The sequence below is a fragment of the Dinghuibacter silviterrae genome (assembly GCF_004366355.1).
In the GTDB taxonomy this organism is placed as follows: Bacteria; Bacteroidota; Bacteroidia; order Chitinophagales; family Chitinophagaceae; genus Dinghuibacter; species Dinghuibacter silviterrae.
Window position 1 is genome coordinate 88,097 of the sequence record NZ_SODV01000002.1, and the last position, 20,664, is coordinate 108,760.

A 20,664-nucleotide genomic window follows, 5' to 3' on the forward strand; every position below is an offset into this window, starting at 1 on the left:
AATCTTCTGCGGAAAAGAGTAAAATGGACATACCCCGTCGCGGCACGCGAGGCGAGCTTGGGGTTAGGACGCAAGGACCTTACCGGAGTGGGGAGTGTTAGAATCCCTGGAAGATCGCTTTTAGTTTGTAGGTTTTCAGTTGATTGTCGTAATCGAGGAGGTGGCTGTCGCGGCCGAATTGGACGTCGAGGGCGTAGCGGAAGGCCGTTTTGGCGGGGTAGGCGGCTTTGAGGTTTTCAATGGTTAATGGTTGAATGGCGTCCGAACCTGAGGTGCTGAAAAAGTATTCGGTTTTGACGATGGAGCCCTTTTCTTTGGGGAGGGCGCTTTTGGCGTATAGGTAGAAGCCGGCGGTGTCGATAATCTCGTAGGCCTGGTCTTCGAAAAAGCGGAAGTTCTTTTTGCCGTCGCTATACCCAAAGAGCTCGACCTTGAGGATATAGTATTTCTGACCACCGGAATCGATGGTGACGTGGGGGGCGCCGAGAAACTCATGGGTCCTGATGATCACTTTGCGGCTGGAGGCGGGGGCCGAAAATTCGAGGTGGTGCTGGTCGAAATCTGCCTGTGTGCGGTATATGCCCTTTGTATCCGGATTCGTAAAAGCTTGCGTCAAGGTTAAAATCGGTAAAAGAGCAAATCGGATAAACATAAACATTATTTTATTTCTTAATAGATCCTGTCTATGTATATAATCCCAAACACATACCAGAGCGCTCCCGATCGTCGTTCTTATTTATAATCTATTTATTTACAATTAATTATGTGAATATGGCGCAGTCTGTCCAGCAGGAAGGGCAGCACCGTGCCAGACTATCATAATGAAAATGAACCTTTTCAAAATGGAAAGGCTTGTGTCATATTTTTGCATATAAATTTTAAATATGTTTATGTTTTATTCGATTTTCATTAAAAATCGTGTACTTTCATTAGAGTAAAGACAAAGTGATGTAATTGTTAATTACATTTGACATCACCACCAGAGAGAAGCCAATATCCGTCCGAAAATCCACCCATGAGGCCGCGATTTCTTATCAAAAGTTGATATTTTATTTTATTGTAATATTTGGTGGCGCCCACGGCCGCCCTGGAACTTGTTTGCTCTTTCTTCACCAAAACCAACTTAATCGTATGCTTAGAAAATGGTTCTTTACTGTTCTAACCTTGTGTGAGGGTGTCGTCGCTGCGGAGGCCCAAACGGCCCCGGCAACCACCGCGACGACAGCCGTCGCCACCGCCAGTGCAACGGCGGACACCGCTGTGAAAACACCGGCGCCCCCGGTACTGTCTATTACGGGGTCTGCCGACCTGTATTACCGGTATGACTTCGGGCAAAACAAGGCCAATGACTTCACCAGCTTTACTCATTCTCACAACACCTTCGAATTGGGTATGGCAACAGTTAAACTGGAACACAAGACCGATAAGGTCGACATGGTGGCCGATCTGGGGTTTGGCAAAAGGGCCGAGGAGTTCGCGTACAACGACAACGGGATCCTGCAAGCGATCAAACAACTCTACATCAGCTATTCTCCCAACGCCTGGCTCAAACTGACGGCGGGCACCTGGGCAACGCACGTAGGATATGAGTTGGTCGACGCTTATGCCAACCGGAACTACAGCATGTCCTATATGTTTACCTACGGCCCGTTCTCCCATACGGGTGTCCGGGCGGACTTTACCTTCGGGAAGTCCGGTTTTATGGTCGGCGTGGCTAATCCCACGGACTACAGATATGTCCCAACGGGTGTGATCAACAAGAAGTTTCTCATCGCGCAGTACAGCTATGCGCCCAGCGACAATTTCAAGCTGTACCTCAACTATGTGGGTGGTCAGAACGTGGACACCACGAAAAGCAACCAGTTCGATTGTGTCATCAACTTCAAGTTGAACAGCAAGTTCTCGGGTGGCTACAACGGTACGGTAAAGGTGGCAAAGGTCTACGAAGGGAAGGGCACCTACAGTTCCACGGAAGATTGGTGGGGTTCGGCCCTTTACCTGAACTATGATCCGACCAGCAAATTCGGGCTGTCGCTCCGGGAAGAGTACCACGACGACCAGGACCAGCTGACGGTCTATAGCGGGTATGGCAAAGGCGGTTCGGTTTTCGGCAGCACGCTGTCGGCCAACCTGAAGGTGGACGGGTTCATCTTTATTCCCGAAGTACGGGTGGACGCGGCGAGTGAAAATATTTTCGTCAAGTCAAACGGCACGCCGACAAAAACGGCGGGCAGTTTCCTGGTCGCGGCTATATATTCCTTCTAGGGTATTCACAATTGTATATATAAGCAACCAAATTTTTTAGTAGCAAAAAAACGTAGATCATGTTGTTAAGAAAATTGATTCCTTCCAGGCACCGGCGCGCCGATGTGCCGTATGTAGCCCTGACAAAGGCGGAAAAGTGGAAGTTTGGTCTCACCGTCTTCGCGGGGAAAATCCTCGGCCTCCTGGCGGTGTTGTTTGCCATGAAGGTGCTGCCCGGTATGTTGGTGACCAAATCTTATGCAGCGGAAACCTTTACCGCCCATGAGACGAACATCATGAATTCCATCAATACGGTATGGACCCTGGTGGCCGCCTTCCTCGTGTTTGGGATGCAGGCGGGTTTTGTGATGCTGGAGGCGGGTTTTGCCCGCACCCGGGAGACGGTCAACGTCCTTATGGAGTGTATCCTGGATACCTGTCTTTGCGGCGTGCTGTTCTGGTCGATCGGTTATGCCTTCATGTTCAGCCATGGGAACGGTTTTATCGGCTACCATTGGTTCTTCCTGATGGGCGCGCCGGATTCCTATGAAACTACAGGTATTCCTCTGCTGGCTCACTGGATCTTCCAATTCGCTTTTGCCGACACCTGCTCTACCGTTACTTCCGGCGCCATGATCGGTCGTACGAGCTTCCGCGGTGATATCCTTTATAGCATCGGTGTTACCGGTTTCATTTATCCCATCATCGGTCACTGGGCCTGGGGTCCTGATGGCTTCCTGGCCACCATGGGCAGCGCCGGCTTCTTCCTGCCTTCCCTGGGTCAACCCTTCCATGACTTTGCCGGTTCCACGGTCGTCCACACGATCGGGGGTGTCGTATCCCTGGCGGGCGCCATGGTGCTCGGACCTCGCCTGGGCCGCATCTTTGCCCGGGACAATAAAGCAAAAGGAGGTCTGCCTCCCGCACATAACCTGCCCCTGGCAGCCGTAGGCGGCTTCCTGCTGTGGTTCGGCTGGTACGGTTTCAACCCCGGAAGCTCCCTCTCCGCGATGGACGCTCAGGGTATTGGCCGTATCGCTGCCAACACGACCCTGGCGGCTTGTACCGGAGGCCTGGGCGCCATGCTCGCGGCGCTCTGGTGGGGTCCCACCAAGGGCAAGTTTGACACGGCCTTCTCCATCAACGGGATGCTGGCCGGTCTGGTGGCGATCACCTGTCCTTGCTACTGGGTGAGCCCCCTGGGCGCCGTCCTGTTGGGCTTTGTGGCCGGGTTTGTGGTCTTCGCCGGTGTATACCTCTTCGAATGGTTCCGCATCGATGATCCCGTCGGCGCTGTTTCCGTACACGGCCTCGCGGGTATCTGGGGTACCATTTCCCTGGGTTTCTTCGCCTCCGGCCAATACGGCGCCACCGGACCCACCGGGGCTGACAATTCCGCTCCCCTTGCAGGGCTGTTCTATGGTGGCGGCACCGCCATCCTCAAGGCCCAGGTGATCGGAAGTGCGACGATCGTGTTAGCGACCTTCGCGGTGTCCTACGCCATGATGTGGGTCATCCGCCTGTTGCCGCATCCCTGGAACCTGCGCGTGGAAGAACATGGCGAAACCGGGCCTGGTGGCCTGGATGCCTTCGAACACGGTGCTTCCGCTTACAACGACGCCGAAACCGGCAGTGGTATCCCGGGTAGCATAGGGGTAAAGGATGGTGAACTCGTACTTGAGCTTTCCTAAGAATAATTTGCAATAGTCTGTCCAAGGGGCCTCCCATCCGGGGGCCCCTTTTTTTTGGCGCTTCCGCCCCTCCATTTTGGCGTCCGCGGGTGTGTTTGCGCCAGGTGGTTTGGCTATCTTTGACCTAAGCAAAACCCTTGGTCATGAAAGAAATCGCTTTGCTGATCCATAAAGATGTGGTCTTATCGACCATTTCCGGAACACTGGACATGTTGGAGCATACCAACCGTTACCTGGAAGCGTCGGGGAAACCGAGGGCATTTTCGGTGACCCTGGTGGGCGAAAGCGCTTCCAATGACCTTTTGCCGGTGGCGGCTCCTTATATCCATTATTGCCGGTATACGGACCTGGCGTCGGCCGACCTGATCATCGTACCGGCCTTTTTTGGGCAGCCGGACGACGTCTTTGCGGGGCATCGTAGTCTTCTGGACTGGCTAAGGCGCATGCACGACGAGGGGAACGAGATAGCAAGCCTTTGCTCGGGGGCGTATTTTCTTGCGGAAGCAGGGTTGCTGGAAGGGCGGTGTTGCACGGCACACTGGAGGGACATAGAAGACCTGAAACGGCGTTATCCGGATACGCGCTTTTTGTCCCGGATGGTCATGACGGATCAGGATGGATTATATACCAGCGGGGGAGCGTTTTCGGCTTTTCACCTGGTGTTGTACCTGATCGAGAAATATTGCGGACGCGACATGGGCATCTGGGCTTCCAAGATGTTCTCACTGGACATGGACCGGGAAAGCCAGGCGTATTTTGCGGTTTTTCAGGGGCAGTTCCGGCATCAGGATGAACAGATCCTCACCGCCCAGGAGTATATTGACAAGAATTACAACGAGCCGTTATCGGTAGAACAAATGGCGCTGCAGATCAATATGAGCCTGCGTAATTTTATCCGCCGGTTTAAGACCGCCACCCAGAATACACCCCTGGAATACCTGCAGCGGGTCCGGATCGAGGCGGCCAAAAAAGCCTTGGAAGCAGGCAATCCAACCATCACCTCCCTGATGTACGATTCGGGGTACCAGGATATCAAGACCTTCCGTAAGGTATTCAAACGCATCACGGGGCTTACCCCTATCGAGTATCGAAAGAAATATTCCCGGACCTTGCCGGTGCTGAACTGATATGACCCTTCCTCCAGAACTTATTGCCTCCCTGAGGGGCGTGCCGGGATTTGATGAAGAAGCCTTTTTGGCCGTGCACGAGCGGGGAGAGCCGCCGGTGTCGATACGGCTCAATCCCGCGAAAGCCGGCTTTTTGCCGGATGTGCCGCAGCGCCCCGTCCCCTGGTGCGACACCGGCCGCTACCTTTCCTCCAGACCTTCGTTTATCACCGACCCCGCCTGGCACGCCGGGCGATATTACGTACAGGAAGCATCGAGCATGTTCGTGGAACAGGCGTTCCGCCAACAGGCACCGGGCGCCCTCCGCGTATTGGACGCCTGCGCCGCACCGGGCGGGAAGAGCACCCACCTGCAATCCCTGATCGGTCCCGGGGGCCTGTTGGTGAGCAATGAAGTGATCCGGACCCGGGTGGGCATCCTTTCAGAAAACCTCCAGCGCTGGGGGGGATCAAACGGGGTGGTGACCTCGGCCGATCCCCGTGAATTCGCGGGGCTCCCTGGTTTTTTTGATGTGGTGTTGGTGGACGCGCCCTGTAGCGGTTCGGGTCTTTTCCGGAGGGAACCCGAGGCCATACGGGAGTGGTCTCCCGAACAGGTCGAGCTGTGTGGCGCCCGTCAGCAACGGATCCTGTCGGATCTTTCGGGGGCATTGACGGAAGGTGGACTCCTGATCTATTCGACCTGCGCCTTTTCACCCCGGGAGGACGAAGTCGTGGTGGATTGGCTAGTGGAGCAACTCGGGTTCGAAGCGCTGCCCCTGGCATTGGATCCGGTCTGGGGCGTAGTCGAGTCGGGGAAGTATGGGTACCGGTTTTACCCGAACCGGCTGGAAGGGGAAGGGCTGTTTCTGGCCTGTCTGCGGAAGCGCAACGGCGTGTCTTCGTCTTATCGGGGAACGTTCCGGCCTGGTGTTAGCCTGTTGGGAAAACGCGAGAAGGAACTGGTGGCGCCGTGGGTGGCTTCCCCCGATGACTATACTTACCTGCTGACCGGGGAAACGGTGCGCGTCCTTCCTTCCGGCCTGACAGCGGACATTGCGCATTTGTCGTCCGTGCTCCCCGTCCGGGAAGCAGGGGTGGCCATCGGTCAGATCATGCGCAAGGACGTCGTGCCCGATCCGGCACTGGCGCTGTCTTCCATATTATCAACCGGCATTCCCCGTGTGGCGCTCGACCTGGAGCAGGCGCTGGCCTTCCTCCGGAAAGAGGAGCTGAGTCTCGATGACGCGCCCAAAGGATGGGCCCTTGTGACCCATGGGGGGTATGGACTTGGTTGGGTAAAGGTCCTGGAAGGCCGGATTAATAATTACTATCCAAAACAATGGCGGGTGCTTAAAAAGTAAGGTTTCCTTACTTCCTTCCGAAATCCGCCGGATTCTCCCCCCAGGCTTTTGTCTCCCATTTTAGGATGGGGTTTTTGTAGGTGTTGTCTTTTAGCCACTGCTCGCCCCGGGCGATGAGGTCGAAAAGGACGGCGTTGCGATGGGTTCGTTCCAGTTTCGTGTTGGCTTTTTTCTGCTGAACCCAGCCGATGGCGTTGCGGCTGTCGCTGTAAATGGGCAGGAGAAGCCCTTTCTGTTTGCAATAAGCGAGGGCATGGACGATGGCAAGGAACTCGCCGATGTTGTTGGTTCCGTCGGCGTAGGGGCCCTGGCGGAAAACCAGGTCTCCGGTCTTGTAGTAGACACCCTGGTATTCCATATCGCCGGTGGCCGTATTCCAGGCGGCGTCGACGCAAAGGCTTTCTTTCAGGGGAGAGCCGACGGTTCCCCGGGGGGCGTTGGTTTTGGCACCCGCCTTGGTCCCTGCGCCTTTGAAGACATAGGCCGCACTGTTGCCGCGGAAAGCGGTTTGTGCCTCCGCCGCGCTGGGAAAACCCTTGTACCGGGCGTCGGGAAAACCGTCGATCTGGGCTTTGCAGTCGGCCCAATTGTCGTACACGCCGGGTTTACGGCCCTGCCAAACCACGTAAAATTTTTTCTCTTTTGCCATACGGAAGGACCGCAATGTTACGTTCTCCGGAGGAAGAATTATCGAAAATATTGCCCGAAGTTTACAAAATGGATATTATTGCACCCAAGTTTAACCTTAAAATCATGCTATCGATGAAGCAGTTTCGCGGGGTGTTGGTGGGGGTGGCAGTACTGTGTGGGACTGCCGTGGTCAGGGCACAGACGGGGGACCTGATCGTACAACGCGACGCAGGCGGACTTTACCTGAACCACCAGGTGGCACCCAAAGAGAATTTTTACAGCATAGGCCGGCTTTTCAATATCAGCCCGAAGGTGATCGCGCCGTTTAACGGGCTTGCCCTGAACGGGGGTTTGAGCATAGGCCAGGTGATCAAGATCCCGCTGAAAGAACAGAACTACACGGCGGTCAAAAAGAAAGACGCGCCCACGGAGGTCCTGGTGCCCTTGTACCGGTTGAGTGCGGGGCAGAAGGTCCTGGCGGGGTTCCTGAAGGTCAATAAGGGAGAATCTCCCCTGGCGGCCGGAGGCCCGGCGGTGTCTAAGCCTGCCGGTGTTCCGGAGGAGGCTCCCGCGGTGGCTGTCGCAAAGCCGGCCCCGGCAAAGCAGGAGGTGCCCACCGGGCAGGAGGGAACGGCACCGGCGAAACAAGATCCGGCACCGATGAGCACAAAGCCCGCGGATGACGGGGCCGCCCAAACGACGGCTCCCGCCACCACGGACCCCCTGGCGGCGCCGGCGGACCAGCCTGTAAAACCCGTCGTCAAGAAAAAGAAAAAGCCGGTGGCGGCTCCCCCGGTTACCGCGCCGGCACCCGAAACGACGGCAGCGACAGCGCCCGTGACGCCGGCCCCGGTGACCACGCCGGGCTCATCCCACTATAACGGCGAAGGCGCTTTTCATCCGGATTACCTGACCCAGACCGACGAGGGACGCAAGACCCGCAACGAGAATGGGCTGGCTGGCGTCTTTAAAAGCACCAGCGGCTGGGACAACGGGAAGTTTTATGCCCTGATGAAGGGGGTGGAAAGGGGAACGGTGGTCAAGGTGACCAACCTGAGCAACAACAAGGTTGTTTTTGTAAAGGTATTAGGCGACATTGCCGATATCAAACAAAATACGGGGATGCTGATCGTCCTGAGTGACGCCGCGGTGAATCAACTGGGCGCCAGTACCGACCGGTTTACGGCCTCCTTAAGCTACGCGAAGTAGTCCAGTTCAGGGCCGGGGTTTGAACCCCCGGAGGAAGTCTTCTATTGCCATCCTTTTTTTGCCCTCCAACTGGAGTTCCCTGACGACGATATAGCCGTCGATGGCGGCAAATTTCAGAAACGTCTTGCCGTTGGTTTGATAGGAACCGGGTTCCGCCATGCGGGCGGGCGGGACGATTTCTTTCTCACACCCAAAAATTTTCAGGGTCCTTCCCTCCATCTGGGTCCAGGCGGCCGGGTAGGGGTTGAGTCCCCGGATCTGGTTGTAGATCTTGTTTACGGGCTGGAACCAGTTGATCAGGCAGGTCTCGCTGGTGATCTTCGGCGCGACGCGGAGCTGGCGCGGATCGGCGACCTGTTGGGGCTTTTCCTCCAGGGTGCCCTCACCCAACTGGTCGAGGGTGTCGATTAGGAGGTCCGCCCCTTTTACTTTCAGATCGTTATAGAGTTCCCCCAGGGTGGTGTTTTCCCCGATGGGGACGGACGCCTGTAACAGGATATTCCCGGTATCGATGGCGTGTTGGAGCCGGAACGTCGTGACGCCGGTCTCGGTTTCGCCATTGATGATGGCCCAGTTGATGGGTGCGGCGCCGCGGTATTGCGGGAGCAGGCTGGCGTGGACGTTGATGGTCCCGAGTGGAGGCATGTTCCAAACAGCCTCGGGGAGCATCCGGAAAGCGACGACCACCTGGACGTCGGCTTTTAAAGCAGCCAGTGTTTCCAGGAATTGGGGGTCTTTGAGCTTTTCGGGCTGAAGGAGGAGCAGATTTTTGTCTTTTGCATATCGTTTGACGGGGCTTTCAGACAATTGAAGCCCCCGCCCGGCGGGTTTGTCAGGGGCGGTGATGACGCCGGCGATGGTGGCGCCGGCTTGTACGAGTGCGTCTAAGGAAGCTACCGCGAATTCGGGGGTGCCCATAAAGACGATCCTGAGGTCCTGCCATTTTTTGCGCATCCGCGAAGGTAACAAATGTTCGCTCACGGCAAAACGGGCAGCCGCGCGCTATTCGGGATAGATCAGGTATTTGGTGCGGATGGCTTTAAAAGCTGCTATCCCGGGTGCCCAGCTGGCGCGGATGGCGGCCTCGGAAAGACCTGCCTTAAGTTGGGCTTCCAACTGACCGGAACCGGCCAGCCGGGTAAAAAAGGCATTGAAAAAACTATCCTTTGCGGGGAAATCGCGATAGGCTTCCAGGAGCCAGCGGAGCTGGAATCGGCCTTCGAGGGCGCCGGGGAGGGAAAGACCGCTGAGGTCGGTGCCATAACAGGTTTTGTCTTTCAGGGGCGGATTTTTGGCCCCGGGGACGCTACGCGGGGTAAAACTAAAACCGCGGTCCGGGAGCGAGGGGTGGCCAAAGCATTGAAACGGGAAGTCCGTCCCCCGCCCGACGCTGACGGCGGTGCCCTCGAAAAGACAAAGGTCCGGGTAGAGGTAGACGCTTTGCATGTTGGGGAGGTTGGGGGAGGGCTTTACAGGAAGCCTGTAGTGACTGTGATGTGTGTACCCTGTACAGGGGATGACCGTGAGGCGGAAGCCGGGCGCCGCCGATGCGTCGATCCAATGCTGGCCGATGAGCAGGTGCGCGTACTCACCCAGGGTCATCCCGTAGACGACGGGGATCGGCTGCATACCGACAAAGGACTTAAAACGGGGATCAAGAACAGGGCCATCTACGTAAAAACCGTTGGGGTTCGGCCGGTCAAGAAGGATCAACGGCTTTCCATTGGTCATCGCGGCTTCCAGGAAATATTGAAGAGAAGAGATATAGGTGTACCAGCGGACGCCCACGTCCTGGATGTCAAAAACGAGGACGTCGACGTCCTGGAGCTCGGCGGGGTTGGGCGCCAGGTGTTTGCCGTAGAGGGACACGATGTCCAGACCGGTGGCGGAATCCCGGCCACCGCCCACCGCTTCGCCGGCGTCGGCGTTGCCCCGGAAACCGTGTTCAGGGGAAAAGATCCGGACGACCCGGATGCCCCGGGCGAGGAGGGTGTCTACCAGGTGGGTGGGCCCGACCCGGGAGGTCTGGTTGGCGAAAACCGCCACCCGTTTGCCTTCCAGGAGCTTGAGGTATTGGGCCATGTGCTCCGCGCCGGGGACGATTTGCGCCGCGCAGGGGGCCGCCGCCAGGCTTATCCACAGGAGCCACCATATTTTTATCATTAGCATCGTTTTGAGAGGTCAAAGATGCTAACTTGCAAGCATACTTTAAAAATCTGAAATTATGCAACAAGTAAAAAAGGGGGACAAGGTTCGTGTGCACTATCATGGAAAGCTGACCAATGGAGAAACCTTCGATTCGTCTGAAGGAAGGGCCCCCCTTGAATTCATCGTCGGGGCGGGTATGATGATCAAAGGTTTCGACGCCGCCGTGGTGGGGATGACTTTGGGAGAAAAGAAAACCGTCAATATACCGGCCGCAGAGGCTTATGGAGAATACGAAGCGGACCTGCTCATGGAGTTTCCCCGGGACCAGTTTCCGAAGGGGCTAACGCCGGAAGTCGGGATGCAACTGACGATGACGAACGGGGCGGGGCAGCAGATCCCGGTGACCATCGCAGCCGTCAAAGAGGACGTGGTGGTGCTGGACAGGAACCATTTCCTGGCGGGGAAAGAGCTGGTTTTCGACATTACCCTTGCTGAAATAGTCTGATGCCGCTGGACTACGCCTTTACGGTCAGCGAACGGTTTATGCGCTATGTACGGGTGGATACGCAAAGCGATCCGCAGTCGTCCACCCATCCCTCGACGGAAAAGCAAAAGGACCTTTCCGGGATACTTGTCCGGGAGCTTCACGACATAGGCGTAAGCGACGCGGTGATGGATGACTACGGTTACGTATACGCGACGATCCCCGCCAATACCGGCAAAGCGCTCCCCGTGTTGTGTTTTTGCGCACACGTCGATACCGCACCGGATTGCAGCGGAACGGGGGTCCGGCCCCTGTTGCACCGGCACTTTGACGGAGAGGACATCGTACTCCCCGACGATCCGTCGCAGGTGCTGCGCGTAGAGGACTTTCCCTACCTGAAAGAGCACATCGGCCTGGACATCATCACGGCCAGCGGGACGACCCTTCTCGGGGGGGACGACAAGGCGGGGGTGTCCATCATCATGGACCTGGCGCATTACCTGAGCCTGCATCCGGAAGTACAGCACGGCACCATCCGGATACTTTTTACCCCGGATGAGGAAGTGGGCAGGGGGACTGCCAAGGTGGACCTGGCGAGGCTGGGCGCCGACTATGGCTATACGCTGGACGGGGGCGAGGCGGGGTCGCTGGAAGACGAGACCTTTAACGCGGACGCCGTTCAGATCGATATTACGGGCATCAGTGCCCACCCGGGTTATGCGAAGGGTAAAATGGTCAACGCGCTAAAGGTCGCCGGGGAATTGCTGGCGGCCTTGCCAAAAGACAAGCTGGCGCCCGAGGTGACGGACAAACGGGAGGGCTTTGTCCACCCGGTCCGTTGCGAAGGCATGGCGGAAAAAGCGACCGTGGAGTTTATCGTCCGGGATTTTACGGTAGAAGGACTAAAGGACCACGAGCGTACCTTGTACGAGCTGGCCAGGAAGGTCGTGAGCGCTCACCCGGGCGCGGAGCTTTCATTTGACGTGACGGAACAATACCGCAATATGAAGAATATCCTTGAGCAGCACCCGAAGGTGACGTTGTATGCGCAGGAAGCGATCCGCCGTACGGGGCTCAAGGTTCGCGCGGAAAGCATCAGGGGTGGCACGGACGGCAGCCGGCTTAGCTATATGGGGCTGCCTTGTCCCAACCTGTTTACAGGGATGCAGGGGATCCATTCGCGCCGGGAATGGATCGGGGTGTCGGATATGGAAGCCGCGGTGGAGACCCTGGTGCACCTGGTTCAGGTGTGGGCGGAACATAGCGAAGAATAAACCACATATCGATATGAACTATATTCCCTTTATAGGACTCTTTATCCTGGTGATCCTGATTTTTTCCGGTCTGGTGACCGTGGCCCAGGGAAACGTGGCCGTCGTGACCCTGTTTGGCAGCTACCGGCGGATCCTCCGGCCGGGGCTCAATTTCAAGATCCCTATCCTGGAGCAGATCTACCGGAAGATCAGCATCCAGAACCGTTCGGTGGAGCTGGAATTCCAGGCGGTGACCGTGGACCAGGCCAACGTCTATTTCAAGGCCATGCTCCTGTATGCCGTTCAGAACGCCGACGAGGAGACGATCAAAAAGGTGGCGTTTAAATTTATCAGCGAACGGGACTTTATGCAGGCCCTGGTGCGTACCATAGAGGGGACCATCCGCGGCTTCGTGGCGACCAAAAAGCAGGCAGAGATCCTGGGTCTGCGCAGGGAGATCGTTGAATACGTAAAGGCACAGCTCGACCATGCGCTGGAAGAATGGGGTTATCACCTCATGGACCTTCAGATCAACGACATTACTTTCGACAAGGCCATCATCGACTCCATGAGCCGTGTGGTCGCGTCCAATAACCTAAAGGCGGCCGCCGAGAACGAGGGGCAGGCCCTCCTGATCACCAAGACCAAGGCCGCCGAAGCGGAAGGGAACGCCATCAAGATCTCGGCAGCAGCGGAGCGGGAGGCTGCCATGCTCCGGGGACAAGGGGTGGCCCTTTTCCGGGAAGAAGTCGCCAAGGGGCTTAGCCACGCCGCCGAAGAGATGAAACAAGCGAACCTGGATACCAACGTCATCCTGTTCAGCATGTGGACGGAAGCCCTCAAGAACTTCGCGGAAGTGGGGAAGGGGAACGTCATTTTCCTGGACGGCTCCAGCGAAGGCATGCAGAAGACCATGGGGCAAATCATGGCGTTCCTGCAGATGAACCTGACGACCAAGGCAGATTCCAAGGGGTCGAATACTAATTAACACTATTTTGCGTTACTTAGGTACCTGAAAAATTTACTTTTGCCCATAAATCCTAACAGGAATGACCCCTATTTTGCTTCAATTGACCGGTGATTCTGTCCGTAAAATAACCGATTCCCTTGCCCACGCCCAGGCGACCGCTGCCCCTGCCCAAACGATGAACGTGATCGACCTGCTGATCAAGGGCGGATGGATGATGGTGCCCCTGGGTCTTTTGAGCCTTATAGCGGTATTCGTTTTCTTCGAGCGGTATTTCTATATCCGCAAGGTGTCCAAGTCGGACGACAATTTCATGAACATCATCCGCGACCACATCATCAACGGGAACGTCCAGGCGGCGCGCAGCCTCGCCAAAAATACGGCAAACCCGGTCGCGCGGGTGATCGACAAGGGGATACAGCGGATCGGAAAACCCATCGACGCGATCGAGAACAGCATGGAGAATATCGGGAACCTGGAGATCTACAAGATGGAACAAAACCTCGGCATCCTGAGCGTCATCGCCCGGATCGCACCGATGTTTGGATTTCTGGGGACGATCGTCGGGATGATCCAATTGTTTTACGAGATTACATCGACAGGGGTATACGACCTGACCACCATTGCCGGTGGTATTTATGTCAAAATGATCACCAGCGCCTCCGGTCTGATCATCGGCCTGCTGGCATTTGTGGGCTACAGCTTTCTCCATACGCAGATCGACAAATGCGCCAATAAGATGGAGCGCGCCAGCTCCGACTTTATCGATATTTTACAAGAACCCACCCGATAAACCGTATGCAACTGCGATCCAGACGAATGAGGGCCCATGATGCCGAAGTAAGCACGGATGCGCTGAATGACATCCTGTTTATCCTGGTGATGTTCTTCCTGATTGTCTCTACGCTGGCCAACCCGAACGTGATCAAGGTCACTCAGCCAAAATCAAAAGCCGACACCAAGGCCAAACAATCGGTCGTCGTTTCTATAGACGCCAACAAACAGTATTATGTCGGATCGGACAAGGTGACGATCGACCAGCTCAAGGCGGCCTTGATACCGGTTCTGGCGAAGGAAAACGGGGAGCCGACCATCGTCATCAACTCCGACAAGACAGTGCCTATCGACTATGCCGTTGCGGTGATGCGGATTGCCCGGGAGTTGAATGCGAGGACGGTGTTGTCGGTGGATAACAAATAATTATCGTCTTGCCCGGATCATCCGGTCTTTGCCCTGCATATCCTTTTTTAGGGTGACTTCGTTCAGGCCTTCACTTTCGAAGAGCGCGGCTGTTTGGGGGCCGAGGGATTCGTTGATCTCTACGTATAGTACGGTCCCCGCATTTGTGACGCGGGCGAGCTTTCTATAGAATACAAGTGCGTCGTCGTCGGGTACGAACAGTGCCAGGTGCGGTTCCTGGGTGAGGACGCGGTCGTGCATCGCGGCCTTTTCTTTTTCTGCGATATAAGGAGGGTTACTTACCAGGATGTCGACCGCCGGAAGCGTTGTCCAGGTGGATTTGTCCAGGAAGTCCGCCTGGATGAAGCGGACCGGTGCGTGGTGGCGTTCGGCGTTGGCGCGGGCTATGGTTAACGCGCCGGGGGAGACATCCAGGGCGTGGATCGCGGCGTTGGGGAGGTGTTTTTGAAGGGCGATGGGGATGCAGCCGCTGCCGGTGCCGATGTCGAGGATGCGCGGGGCGCCGCTGCGGGCGTCTTCGACGATCCAGTGTACAAGCTCTTCCGTTTCGGGCCGCGGGATCAGGACGTCTTCGTTGACATGGAAAAGGAGCCCATCGAACCAAGCCTCCCCAAGCACATACTGGACAGGCCGCTGGCGCAGGAGCTGGGCGAGGTCGGCTTCAAGTTGGGCGGCCTGCCCGGGGGCCAGGGGATCGGTCTTGCGGAGGATGCGGTCCATGCGTCGCAGACCCAGGCGGCTTTCCAGGACGAGGTCGGCCACGGAAGCGGCCTCGCGAGGGTCGTAGACCGCCAGGAGGGAGCGGGTGAGGTATTCGTAGGCGGCGCCGGTCGTCATGGCTGCAAACGTAGTACTTTTGCAGCATGAGCACGCACGAAAGGTATATGCGGCGTTGTCTGCAACTGGCGGCCCTGGGGGCGGGGAGCGTGGCGCCCAACCCCATGGTCGGTGCGGTGTTGGTGTACCGCGACCTGGTGATCGGTGAGGGGTATCACCAGCGCTATGGACAGGCGCATGCGGAAGTCCATTGCATCAGGGATGCGGAGGAACGGTTTGCGGCGGGGCAGTGGGCGAACTTAGGTTTTGCCGACGCGGGGGCTTTGCTGGCGGCGTCGACCTTGTATGTGTCGCTGGAGCCTTGCGCTCATCATGGGAAAACGCCCCCCTGTGCGGACCTGGTGGTGGCGAAAGGCATCCGGCGCGTGGTCGTGGGGGTGCGTGATCCATTTCCGGAAGTGAATGGTAAAGGCATCGACAAACTGCTCCGGGCGGGGATCGAAGTGATTTGTCCAGTGTTGGAGGAGGACTGCATGGCGCTCAACAGGCGTTTTTTCACTTTTCATACAAAGCACCGGCCCTATATCATCCTGAAGTGGGCGCAAAGCGCGGATGGGTGTATTGGCCGGGAGGGACAGCGGATCGCGGTGTCCAATGCCTGGTCGAAACGGCTTGTCCATCGCTGGCGGAGTGAGGAGGCCTCGATCCTTGTGGGGGGGCATACGGCAAGGGTGGACGATCCGGCACTGACGAACCGGTACTGGCCGGGACCCAGTCCGCTCCGGTTGGTGTTGGATCCGGATGGGGTGCTGACCCCGGGTATGAAGGTGCTGGACGGAGAGGCGCCGACGGTGGTGTATCCGACCCGGGACCTTCGCGAAGTCTTGTCGGACCTGCACCGGCGATCAGCCCAAAGCGTGCTGGTGGAAGGGGGCGCCCGTTTGTTAACCTCCTTTATCGCCGGGGGGCTTTTTGACGAAATCCGGGTGATCCGGTCGGAAACGGTGCACCTGCCGGGCGGGATACCCGCCCCCGTTATGCCGGTGGTACCGCTTCAGCGGTCTTTTGCGTTGGGGGACGACCGTGTGTTCATTTATAGTAGTTTTGTGACGCATGGATATTGGGGCTGACGTTTATTATACCATCGACAAGCCGTCGGTGGCTGAATTCAAGGACCGGGGCAGCCGGTTTATTGCTTTTGCCTATCCTATTCTCACCCAGGCCGATTTCAAAGAATGTTTGCAGAAGGTAAAAAAAGAACACCCCAAGGCGGACCACCATTGTTTCGCCTATCGTCTGGGCGTGGATGGTCTTCAGTTCCGTTCGGGGGACGATGGGGAACCCGCGGGCAGTGCGGGGCGGCCGATCCTCGGACAGCTTGATTCCAAAGAACTGACCAATACCGCGGTGATCGTGGTGCGCTATTTCGGGGGAACGCTTTTAGGCGTACCGGGGCTGATCAATGCGTATAAAACCGCAACGGCGCTGGCGCTCCAGGTGGTGCCGATCGTCTCCAAACCGGTGGAGGTGCCGTACGAGCTGCACTTCGACTATACACAACTCAACGACGTGATGCAGGTGGTGCGTCAACAACAGTGCCGTGTGATCGAACAGGACTTGCAACTGTTTTGCCGCATGGTCGTGGGGATACCCAAGGTGCGGCTGACGGAGGCGTTGTACAAGCTTGGGGAGTTGTATACGGTGGAGGTCAAAAAAGTCTGACGCTTTTGCGGCCGCGCACCCTGCGCGGATTTCTCAATGCTGCCGCCCGATATTCCCGTTCGGATCGATGGTCCACGTTTCATGGGTGTCCGGGGCGGTCAGCATCGCAATGAAGGTATGGGCGGTGGCTTCGATGGTGAGCGCCGTGCTATGTCCATCGATCGCGCTTTCCGCGGCCAGGCCAAGCCCGGCGGCATCCGTATAGGTGCCGTGCGTACCGTGATACATCATTTCCCTGTAGGCCACTTCCCAAAGACGGTTTTTTAGCGACTCGGAGAAGGGAAGCGTGAACGCCGTATCGTGGTCTGCAAACAAGAGGTACCCCCAACGCTCTGGAAAGTGCATGTTGATGACGCCTTGCGGGGACCACACCCAGTTGTGCTCGGGTACGTTTTGGCGTTTTACATAATGGCCGTCCTGTACGTCGGTGTCCCATTCGACACGGGAGAAATTGATGCGCCACAGGGACCCGGGGGCGGGCGTTTCTGTGCCGTTACCCATGCTGATGGCGGCGATGGGGACGGCCATTTCCACGGTCCAGCCGCGGTCGGTGTCCCCGGGATGATTGAGGGTACCGTCGATGTGTACGGCCTTTTGGAGACCGGTGGCGTCCCAGGAGATCAACGCGTTCCCGCCGACCCGGTAGGGTTCGGGCAGGTAAAGATCGAAGAGGGTGCCCAGGGCGTTGATCTCCATTTCGAAATAGTGCCTGGCGTTGTTATCGGGGTTGACAAAGACCTCGAAGTCGTTGTCGTGGAAGATGATGTCGTCGTGATGGTTCAGTGTTGCCCATACATCGGGTTCTTCGAGCTGGGCGGCGATATAGAGATAGTGTTCGTCCCACAGCATCTTTGCCCGGGTGCGAAAGCGCGGGCGGGGACGGATATCACCTTCAATATCGGAAAAGTCCCCGGTCCAGGGGGCCGTTTGCCAGGCGGCGTCGTCCAGCCGGCCGTCGATGTGCGGGGGCACGGACGTTTTTTGAACGACATAGTGCAGGGGCATCCGGGTCAGCCGGGTAAGAAGGGCGCTGTCGTCCTGGGCGGTGGCGCGAAGGGCGGACAGGAGCAGGAGGAAAAAGAGGGGTTTCATACGCGGAAGCGGGCGCTGGGCCGCGCATTTTTGGGGCCACCCGTATAGTCGTAAAATCCTTCGCCGCTTTTAATCCCCAGGCGGCCGGCGGTTACCATATTGACCAGGAGGGGACAGGGGGCGTATTTGGGCTGGCCAAAGCCGTCGTGGAGGACGCGCAGGATGGACAGGCAAACGTCCAGGCCGATGAAGTCGGCGAGCTGGAGCGGGCCCATCGGGTGGGCCATGCCGAGCTTCATTACGGTATCGATGGCTTCCACGCCCGCCACGCCTTCATAGAGGCTGAAGATGGCCTCGTTGATCATCGGCATGAGGATGCGGTTGGCGATAAAACCCGGGTAATCGTTGACCACGCACGGCACCTTTTCCAGCCGTTGGGAAAGGGCGACCACGGTGTCGGTCACAGTAGACTGGGTGGCGTACCCGTTGATGACTTCGACGAGTTTCATCACGGGTACCGGATTCATGAAGTGCATGCCGATCACCTGACCCGGCCGGCGCGTGGCCGCGGCGATCCGGGAGATGCTGATGGAGGATGTATTGGTGGCCAGGATGGCGTGTTCCGGTGCCGCCTGGTCGATGCTGCCAAAGATCTGGAGTTTGAGCGTCACGTCTTCGGTGGCGGCCTCGACAACGAGGTCCGCGTCGCGTACGCCCTCCTGGATCGTGGTCACGGTCCGGATGCGGGCCAGGGTGGCGTCTTTTAGCGTCTCAGGGATGCTTCCCTTTGCCACCTGGCGGTCGAGGTTGGCCGCGATGGTGTGCAGGGCTTTGTCCAGGCGCTCTGTGGAAACGTCTACAAGGGTCACCGGGTAGCCGTACTGGGCGAAAGTATGCGCGATTCCATTACCCATGGTACCCGCCCCGATCACTGCAACCGTTTGTTCAGCCATGACGGAACTAATAATTGTCGTCGGAATTGTTTTTGAAGTCACCCCTTTTCCATGCTTTGATAAACTCGCTCCAGGCAAAGGGGTTGAAGATGTTCTGTGGGGGGGCCTGCCCGGTATAATACATGCTCCGGGCCTGTTGCGTCAATTGGTAGTTGGTCATTTCCCGGGCGTCCCTGGGCAGGGTCCTGAGGAGACGCGCCCTTTGCTTCGGGTCCATGTTCTTGGTGGCGGTGGCCATGGCGTCGTCCTTGAACTCCATCGTCACAAAGTCCCGCTCGAACTGTTCCCGGGTGGGCCGGGGCCGGAGCACGACCGTGGTCATATACTTGCTGGTGTCTGCGGACATCAGGGCAACGAGGCTGTATTGATTGCCCACGATATCGGTGGGGACCTTTTTCTCCACCGGGGTATAACCGACGAAGGTGAATTGCAGGACGTCTCCCTTGAGTACGACGATCGAAAACACCCCCTGCTCGTTGGCTACGGCGCCCCTCCTCTCCCCTTTGACCATGATGGTGGCGCCGGGAAGGGCCTTAAGGCTGTCAGAGGACATGACCACACCAACCAACTGCACGACCGAGTCCTTGAAATTCTCAAATTGAGCAAAGGTCCTTGATGCGGGTAAAATGCCGATCACCCCAAGCAGACAAATTTTCAGCAATCTCTTCATAAAGTGTAAATACTCCGTCAACGGGCAAGATACCCCCATTTTACCAGATTCAAGCAAAGTAAGGTGATCAATGGTTAATTTTGCGGGAGGGAAACTATTTTAACAAATGTATAAAAGATGACGGAACAGCAAGTATTGAAGGCGCTTGGAAACGTCCAGGAACCGGACCTCGGGAAGGATATCGTGACCCTGGATATGGTAAAAGATATTCATATCGAAGGCAGGAAAGTCCGCTTCACGGTGGTCCTGACCACCCCGGCCTGCCCGCTCAAGGATATGATCCACAATGCCTGTGTGAACGCGATCCATCTGTTGGTGGACAAGGAGGCCGAGGTCGACGTACACTTTACGGCAAATGTTAGCTCTAATAGGCTGGATAGCAAGCAATTACTACCCAAGGTCCGGAACATCATCGCGGTGGTGTCTGGAAAAGGTGGCGTAGGGAAGTCCACCGTGGCGGCCAACCTGGCCCTCGCACTGGCCAAGGGAGGCGCTTCCGTGGGGCTGATGGATGCAGACATCTATGGGCCGAGCGTGCCCATCATGTTTGGTGTCCGCGGCGAACGTCCGCTGATGACGACGGTGAATGGGAAAAATATGATCGCCCCGCTGGAACAATATGGCATCCAATTGATGAGCATTGGTCTTCTGGTGGATGAAAAACAAGCGGTGGTGTGGAGAGGACCCATGGTCTCCACGGCGATCCGCCAGTTCGTGACAGACGTGTACTGGGGCGAGCTCGACTACCTGGTCATCGACATGCCGCCGGGAACGGGGGACATCCACCTCACCCTGTTGCAAACGGTACCGGTGACGGGCGTGGTGATCGTAACAACGCCGCAAAAGGTGGCCCTGGCGGATGCCCGCAAGGGGATCGCCATGTTCGGACAGGCGCAGCTCAACGTGCCCATCATCGGGGTGGTGGAAAATATGAGCTATTTCGTACCCGCGGAATTGCCCGATCATACGTATTACATATTTGGAAAAGAAGGAGGCAGGCGTCTCGCTGAAGAATTTGACGTTCCGTTCCTGGGGCAGATACCCCTGGTCCAGGGGATCCGCGAAGGGGGCGACCAGGGTGTGCCGGCCATGATGGGAGACGACGCGGTCAGCCGGAAGGCTTTCCTGGACGTCGCCGGAGCGGCGGTGCGCAGCATTGCCATGCGGAATGCGCACCTCGACGCAGCGAAGGCGGCCAGCGTCGTCAATGCATAA

The 20,664-nt window shown here is 57.2% G+C and carries 21 protein-coding genes; 13 read left to right on the forward strand and 8 right to left on the reverse strand.

Annotated features, from left to right (window positions below; all coding sequences use genetic code 11):
• Positions 1-97: 97 nt before the first annotated feature.
• Positions 98-616 (reverse strand): hypothetical protein, encoded by a 519-nt coding sequence (locus EDB95_RS17570; RefSeq protein ID WP_133995389.1) that lies wholly within the window; start codon positions 614-616, stop codon positions 98-100.
• A 515-nt stretch (positions 617-1,131) separates the two neighbouring features.
• On the opposite strand from EDB95_RS17570, the gene EDB95_RS17575 reads away from it, so the two are divergent.
• The 4 genes from EDB95_RS17575 (at position 1,132) to EDB95_RS17590 (ending at position 6,404) form a co-directional block, all read left to right on the forward strand.
• Complete coding sequence (locus EDB95_RS17575; protein WP_133995391.1) at positions 1,132-2,265, forward strand: outer membrane beta-barrel protein; 1,134 nt, start codon at positions 1,132-1,134, stop codon at positions 2,263-2,265.
• A 59-nt stretch (positions 2,266-2,324) separates the two neighbouring features.
• Positions 2,325-3,935: an ammonium transporter gene (locus tag EDB95_RS17580; protein ID WP_133995393.1), complete on the forward strand. Its 1,611-nt coding sequence runs from the start codon at positions 2,325-2,327 to the stop codon at positions 3,933-3,935.
• Positions 3,936-4,078: 143 nt separating this feature from the next.
• The gene (locus EDB95_RS17585) at positions 4,079-5,062 is read left to right on the forward strand and encodes a GlxA family transcriptional regulator (RefSeq protein WP_133995395.1); all 984 of its coding nucleotides are present in this window, start codon (positions 4,079-4,081) and stop codon (positions 5,060-5,062) included.
• Between the two features lies 1 nt (position 5,063).
• A complete protein-coding gene (locus EDB95_RS17590; RefSeq protein WP_133995397.1) occupies positions 5,064-6,404 on the forward strand; it encodes a methyltransferase RsmF C-terminal domain-like protein in 1,341 nt (446 codons plus the stop codon).
• Positions 6,405-6,411: 7 nt separating this feature from the next.
• On the opposite strand, the gene EDB95_RS17595 is transcribed toward EDB95_RS17590, so the two are convergent.
• Complete coding sequence (locus EDB95_RS17595) at positions 6,412-7,053, reverse strand: ribonuclease H1 domain-containing protein (RefSeq protein ID WP_133995399.1); 642 nt, start codon at positions 7,051-7,053, stop codon at positions 6,412-6,414.
• A 113-nt stretch (positions 7,054-7,166) separates the two neighbouring features.
• Here EDB95_RS17595 and EDB95_RS17600 point away from each other — a divergent pair, with 113 nt between their 5' ends.
• The gene (locus tag EDB95_RS17600; protein ID WP_133995400.1) at positions 7,167-8,243 is read left to right on the forward strand and encodes a LysM peptidoglycan-binding domain-containing protein; all 1,077 of its coding nucleotides are present in this window, start codon (positions 7,167-7,169) and stop codon (positions 8,241-8,243) included.
• A gap of 6 nt (positions 8,244-8,249) precedes the next feature.
• Here EDB95_RS17600 and fmt read toward each other — a convergent pair whose 3' ends face one another.
• Together fmt and EDB95_RS17610 are read right to left on the reverse strand one after the other, a co-directional pair.
• Positions 8,250-9,197 carry a methionyl-tRNA formyltransferase gene (fmt, locus tag EDB95_RS17605; RefSeq protein WP_246073732.1) on the reverse strand — a complete coding sequence of 316 codons (948 nt, stop codon included), beginning with the start codon at positions 9,195-9,197 and terminating at the stop codon, positions 8,250-8,252.
• A 48-nt stretch (positions 9,198-9,245) separates the two neighbouring features.
• Positions 9,246-10,406 (reverse strand): exo-beta-N-acetylmuramidase NamZ family protein, encoded by a 1,161-nt coding sequence (locus EDB95_RS17610; RefSeq protein WP_211352157.1) that lies wholly within the window; start codon positions 10,404-10,406, stop codon positions 9,246-9,248.
• A gap of 61 nt (positions 10,407-10,467) precedes the next feature.
• On the opposite strand from EDB95_RS17610, the gene EDB95_RS17615 reads away from it, so the two are divergent.
• The 5 genes from EDB95_RS17615 (at position 10,468) to EDB95_RS17635 (ending at position 14,295) form a co-directional block, all read left to right on the forward strand.
• A complete protein-coding gene (locus EDB95_RS17615) occupies positions 10,468-10,896 on the forward strand; it encodes an FKBP-type peptidyl-prolyl cis-trans isomerase (RefSeq protein ID WP_133995404.1) in 429 nt (142 codons plus the stop codon).
• Positions 10,896-12,149: a peptidase T gene (pepT, locus tag EDB95_RS17620; protein ID WP_133995406.1), complete on the forward strand. Its 1,254-nt coding sequence runs from the start codon at positions 10,896-10,898 to the stop codon at positions 12,147-12,149. The genes EDB95_RS17615 and pepT overlap by 1 nt, the downstream gene beginning before the upstream one ends.
• Positions 12,150-12,162: 13 nt before the next feature.
• A complete protein-coding gene (locus EDB95_RS17625) occupies positions 12,163-13,116 on the forward strand; it encodes an SPFH domain-containing protein (protein ID WP_133995408.1) in 954 nt (317 codons plus the stop codon).
• A 61-nt stretch (positions 13,117-13,177) separates the two neighbouring features.
• Entirely contained in the window at positions 13,178-13,888 is a 711-nt protein-coding gene (locus EDB95_RS17630) for a MotA/TolQ/ExbB proton channel family protein (RefSeq protein WP_133995410.1), read from the forward strand.
• A 5-nt stretch (positions 13,889-13,893) separates the two neighbouring features.
• The gene (locus EDB95_RS17635; protein WP_133995411.1) at positions 13,894-14,295 is read left to right on the forward strand and encodes an ExbD/TolR family protein; all 402 of its coding nucleotides are present in this window, start codon (positions 13,894-13,896) and stop codon (positions 14,293-14,295) included.
• Here the strand turns inward: EDB95_RS17635 and prmC are convergent, their stop codons facing one another.
• Complete coding sequence (gene prmC, locus EDB95_RS17640; protein ID WP_133995413.1) at positions 14,296-15,132, reverse strand: peptide chain release factor N(5)-glutamine methyltransferase; 837 nt, start codon at positions 15,130-15,132, stop codon at positions 14,296-14,298. It lies immediately after the preceding gene.
• A 26-nt stretch (positions 15,133-15,158) separates the two neighbouring features.
• Between prmC and ribD the strand changes: the two genes are divergently transcribed.
• Both ribD and EDB95_RS17650 read left to right on the forward strand, forming a co-directional pair.
• Positions 15,159-16,202, forward strand: coding sequence for a bifunctional diaminohydroxyphosphoribosylaminopyrimidine deaminase/5-amino-6-(5-phosphoribosylamino)uracil reductase RibD (gene ribD, locus EDB95_RS17645; RefSeq protein WP_133995415.1), 1,044 nt, complete (start codon positions 15,159-15,161; stop codon positions 16,200-16,202).
• Positions 16,186-16,794, forward strand: coding sequence for an IMPACT family protein (locus EDB95_RS17650; RefSeq protein ID WP_133995417.1), 609 nt, complete (start codon positions 16,186-16,188; stop codon positions 16,792-16,794). The genes ribD and EDB95_RS17650 overlap by 17 nt, the downstream gene beginning before the upstream one ends.
• Positions 16,795-16,827: 33 nt before the next feature.
• Here the strand turns inward: EDB95_RS17650 and EDB95_RS17655 are convergent, their stop codons facing one another.
• The 3 genes from EDB95_RS17655 to EDB95_RS17665 are packed head-to-tail and all read right to left on the reverse strand — an operon-like array spanning position 16,828 to position 19,449.
• Entirely contained in the window at positions 16,828-17,886 is a 1,059-nt protein-coding gene (locus tag EDB95_RS17655; RefSeq protein ID WP_133995419.1) for a carbohydrate-binding family 9-like protein, read from the reverse strand.
• Positions 17,883-18,779: a 3-hydroxybutyryl-CoA dehydrogenase gene (locus EDB95_RS17660; RefSeq protein ID WP_133995421.1), complete on the reverse strand. Its 897-nt coding sequence runs from the start codon at positions 18,777-18,779 to the stop codon at positions 17,883-17,885. The genes EDB95_RS17655 and EDB95_RS17660 overlap by 4 nt, the downstream gene beginning before the upstream one ends.
• A gap of 7 nt (positions 18,780-18,786) precedes the next feature.
• Positions 18,787-19,449: a carboxypeptidase-like regulatory domain-containing protein gene (locus EDB95_RS17665; RefSeq protein WP_133995423.1), complete on the reverse strand. Its 663-nt coding sequence runs from the start codon at positions 19,447-19,449 to the stop codon at positions 18,787-18,789.
• 117 nt (positions 19,450-19,566) lie between these two features.
• On the opposite strand from EDB95_RS17665, the gene EDB95_RS17670 reads away from it, so the two are divergent.
• Positions 19,567-20,664, forward strand: coding sequence for an Mrp/NBP35 family ATP-binding protein (locus tag EDB95_RS17670; RefSeq protein ID WP_133995425.1), 1,098 nt, complete (start codon positions 19,567-19,569; stop codon positions 20,662-20,664).

Excerpts from the sequence above, each read along its gene's own strand:
- EDB95_RS17660 (WP_133995421.1), bottom strand. The coding sequence starts at position 18,779 with ATGGCTGAACAAACGGTTGCAGTGATCGGGGCGGGTACCATGGGTAAT.
- ribD (WP_133995415.1), top strand. The coding sequence starts at position 15,159 with ATGAGCACGCACGAAAGGTATATGCGGCGTTGTCTGCAACTGGCGGCC.
- fmt (WP_246073732.1), bottom strand. The coding sequence starts at position 9,197 with ATGCGCAAAAAATGGCAGGACCTCAGGATCGTCTTTATGGGCACCCCC.
- EDB95_RS17625 (WP_133995408.1), top strand. The coding sequence starts at position 12,163 with ATGAACTATATTCCCTTTATAGGACTCTTTATCCTGGTGATCCTGATT.
- EDB95_RS17635 (WP_133995411.1), top strand. The coding sequence starts at position 13,894 with ATGCAACTGCGATCCAGACGAATGAGGGCCCATGATGCCGAAGTAAGC.
- EDB95_RS17615 (WP_133995404.1), top strand. The coding sequence starts at position 10,468 with ATGCAACAAGTAAAAAAGGGGGACAAGGTTCGTGTGCACTATCATGGA.
- EDB95_RS17655 (WP_133995419.1), bottom strand. The coding sequence starts at position 17,886 with ATGAAACCCCTCTTTTTCCTCCTGCTCCTGTCCGCCCTTCGCGCCACC.
- pepT (WP_133995406.1), top strand. The coding sequence starts at position 10,896 with ATGCCGCTGGACTACGCCTTTACGGTCAGCGAACGGTTTATGCGCTAT.
- EDB95_RS17665 (WP_133995423.1), bottom strand. The coding sequence starts at position 19,449 with ATGAAGAGATTGCTGAAAATTTGTCTGCTTGGGGTGATCGGCATTTTA.
- EDB95_RS17590 (WP_133995397.1), top strand. The coding sequence starts at position 5,064 with ATGACCCTTCCTCCAGAACTTATTGCCTCCCTGAGGGGCGTGCCGGGA.
- EDB95_RS17585 (WP_133995395.1), top strand. The coding sequence starts at position 4,079 with ATGAAAGAAATCGCTTTGCTGATCCATAAAGATGTGGTCTTATCGACC.
- EDB95_RS17610 (WP_211352157.1), bottom strand. The coding sequence starts at position 10,406 with ATGATAAAAATATGGTGGCTCCTGTGGATAAGCCTGGCGGCGGCCCCC.
- EDB95_RS17650 (WP_133995417.1), top strand. The coding sequence starts at position 16,186 with ATGGATATTGGGGCTGACGTTTATTATACCATCGACAAGCCGTCGGTG.
- EDB95_RS17575 (WP_133995391.1), top strand. The coding sequence starts at position 1,132 with ATGCTTAGAAAATGGTTCTTTACTGTTCTAACCTTGTGTGAGGGTGTC.
- EDB95_RS17600 (WP_133995400.1), top strand. The coding sequence starts at position 7,167 with ATGAAGCAGTTTCGCGGGGTGTTGGTGGGGGTGGCAGTACTGTGTGGG.
- EDB95_RS17580 (WP_133995393.1), top strand. The coding sequence starts at position 2,325 with ATGTTGTTAAGAAAATTGATTCCTTCCAGGCACCGGCGCGCCGATGTG.
- EDB95_RS17595 (WP_133995399.1), bottom strand. The coding sequence starts at position 7,053 with ATGGCAAAAGAGAAAAAATTTTACGTGGTTTGGCAGGGCCGTAAACCC.
- prmC (WP_133995413.1), bottom strand. The coding sequence starts at position 15,132 with ATGACGACCGGCGCCGCCTACGAATACCTCACCCGCTCCCTCCTGGCG.
- EDB95_RS17670 (WP_133995425.1), top strand. The coding sequence starts at position 19,567 with ATGACGGAACAGCAAGTATTGAAGGCGCTTGGAAACGTCCAGGAACCG.
- EDB95_RS17630 (WP_133995410.1), top strand. The coding sequence starts at position 13,178 with ATGACCCCTATTTTGCTTCAATTGACCGGTGATTCTGTCCGTAAAATA.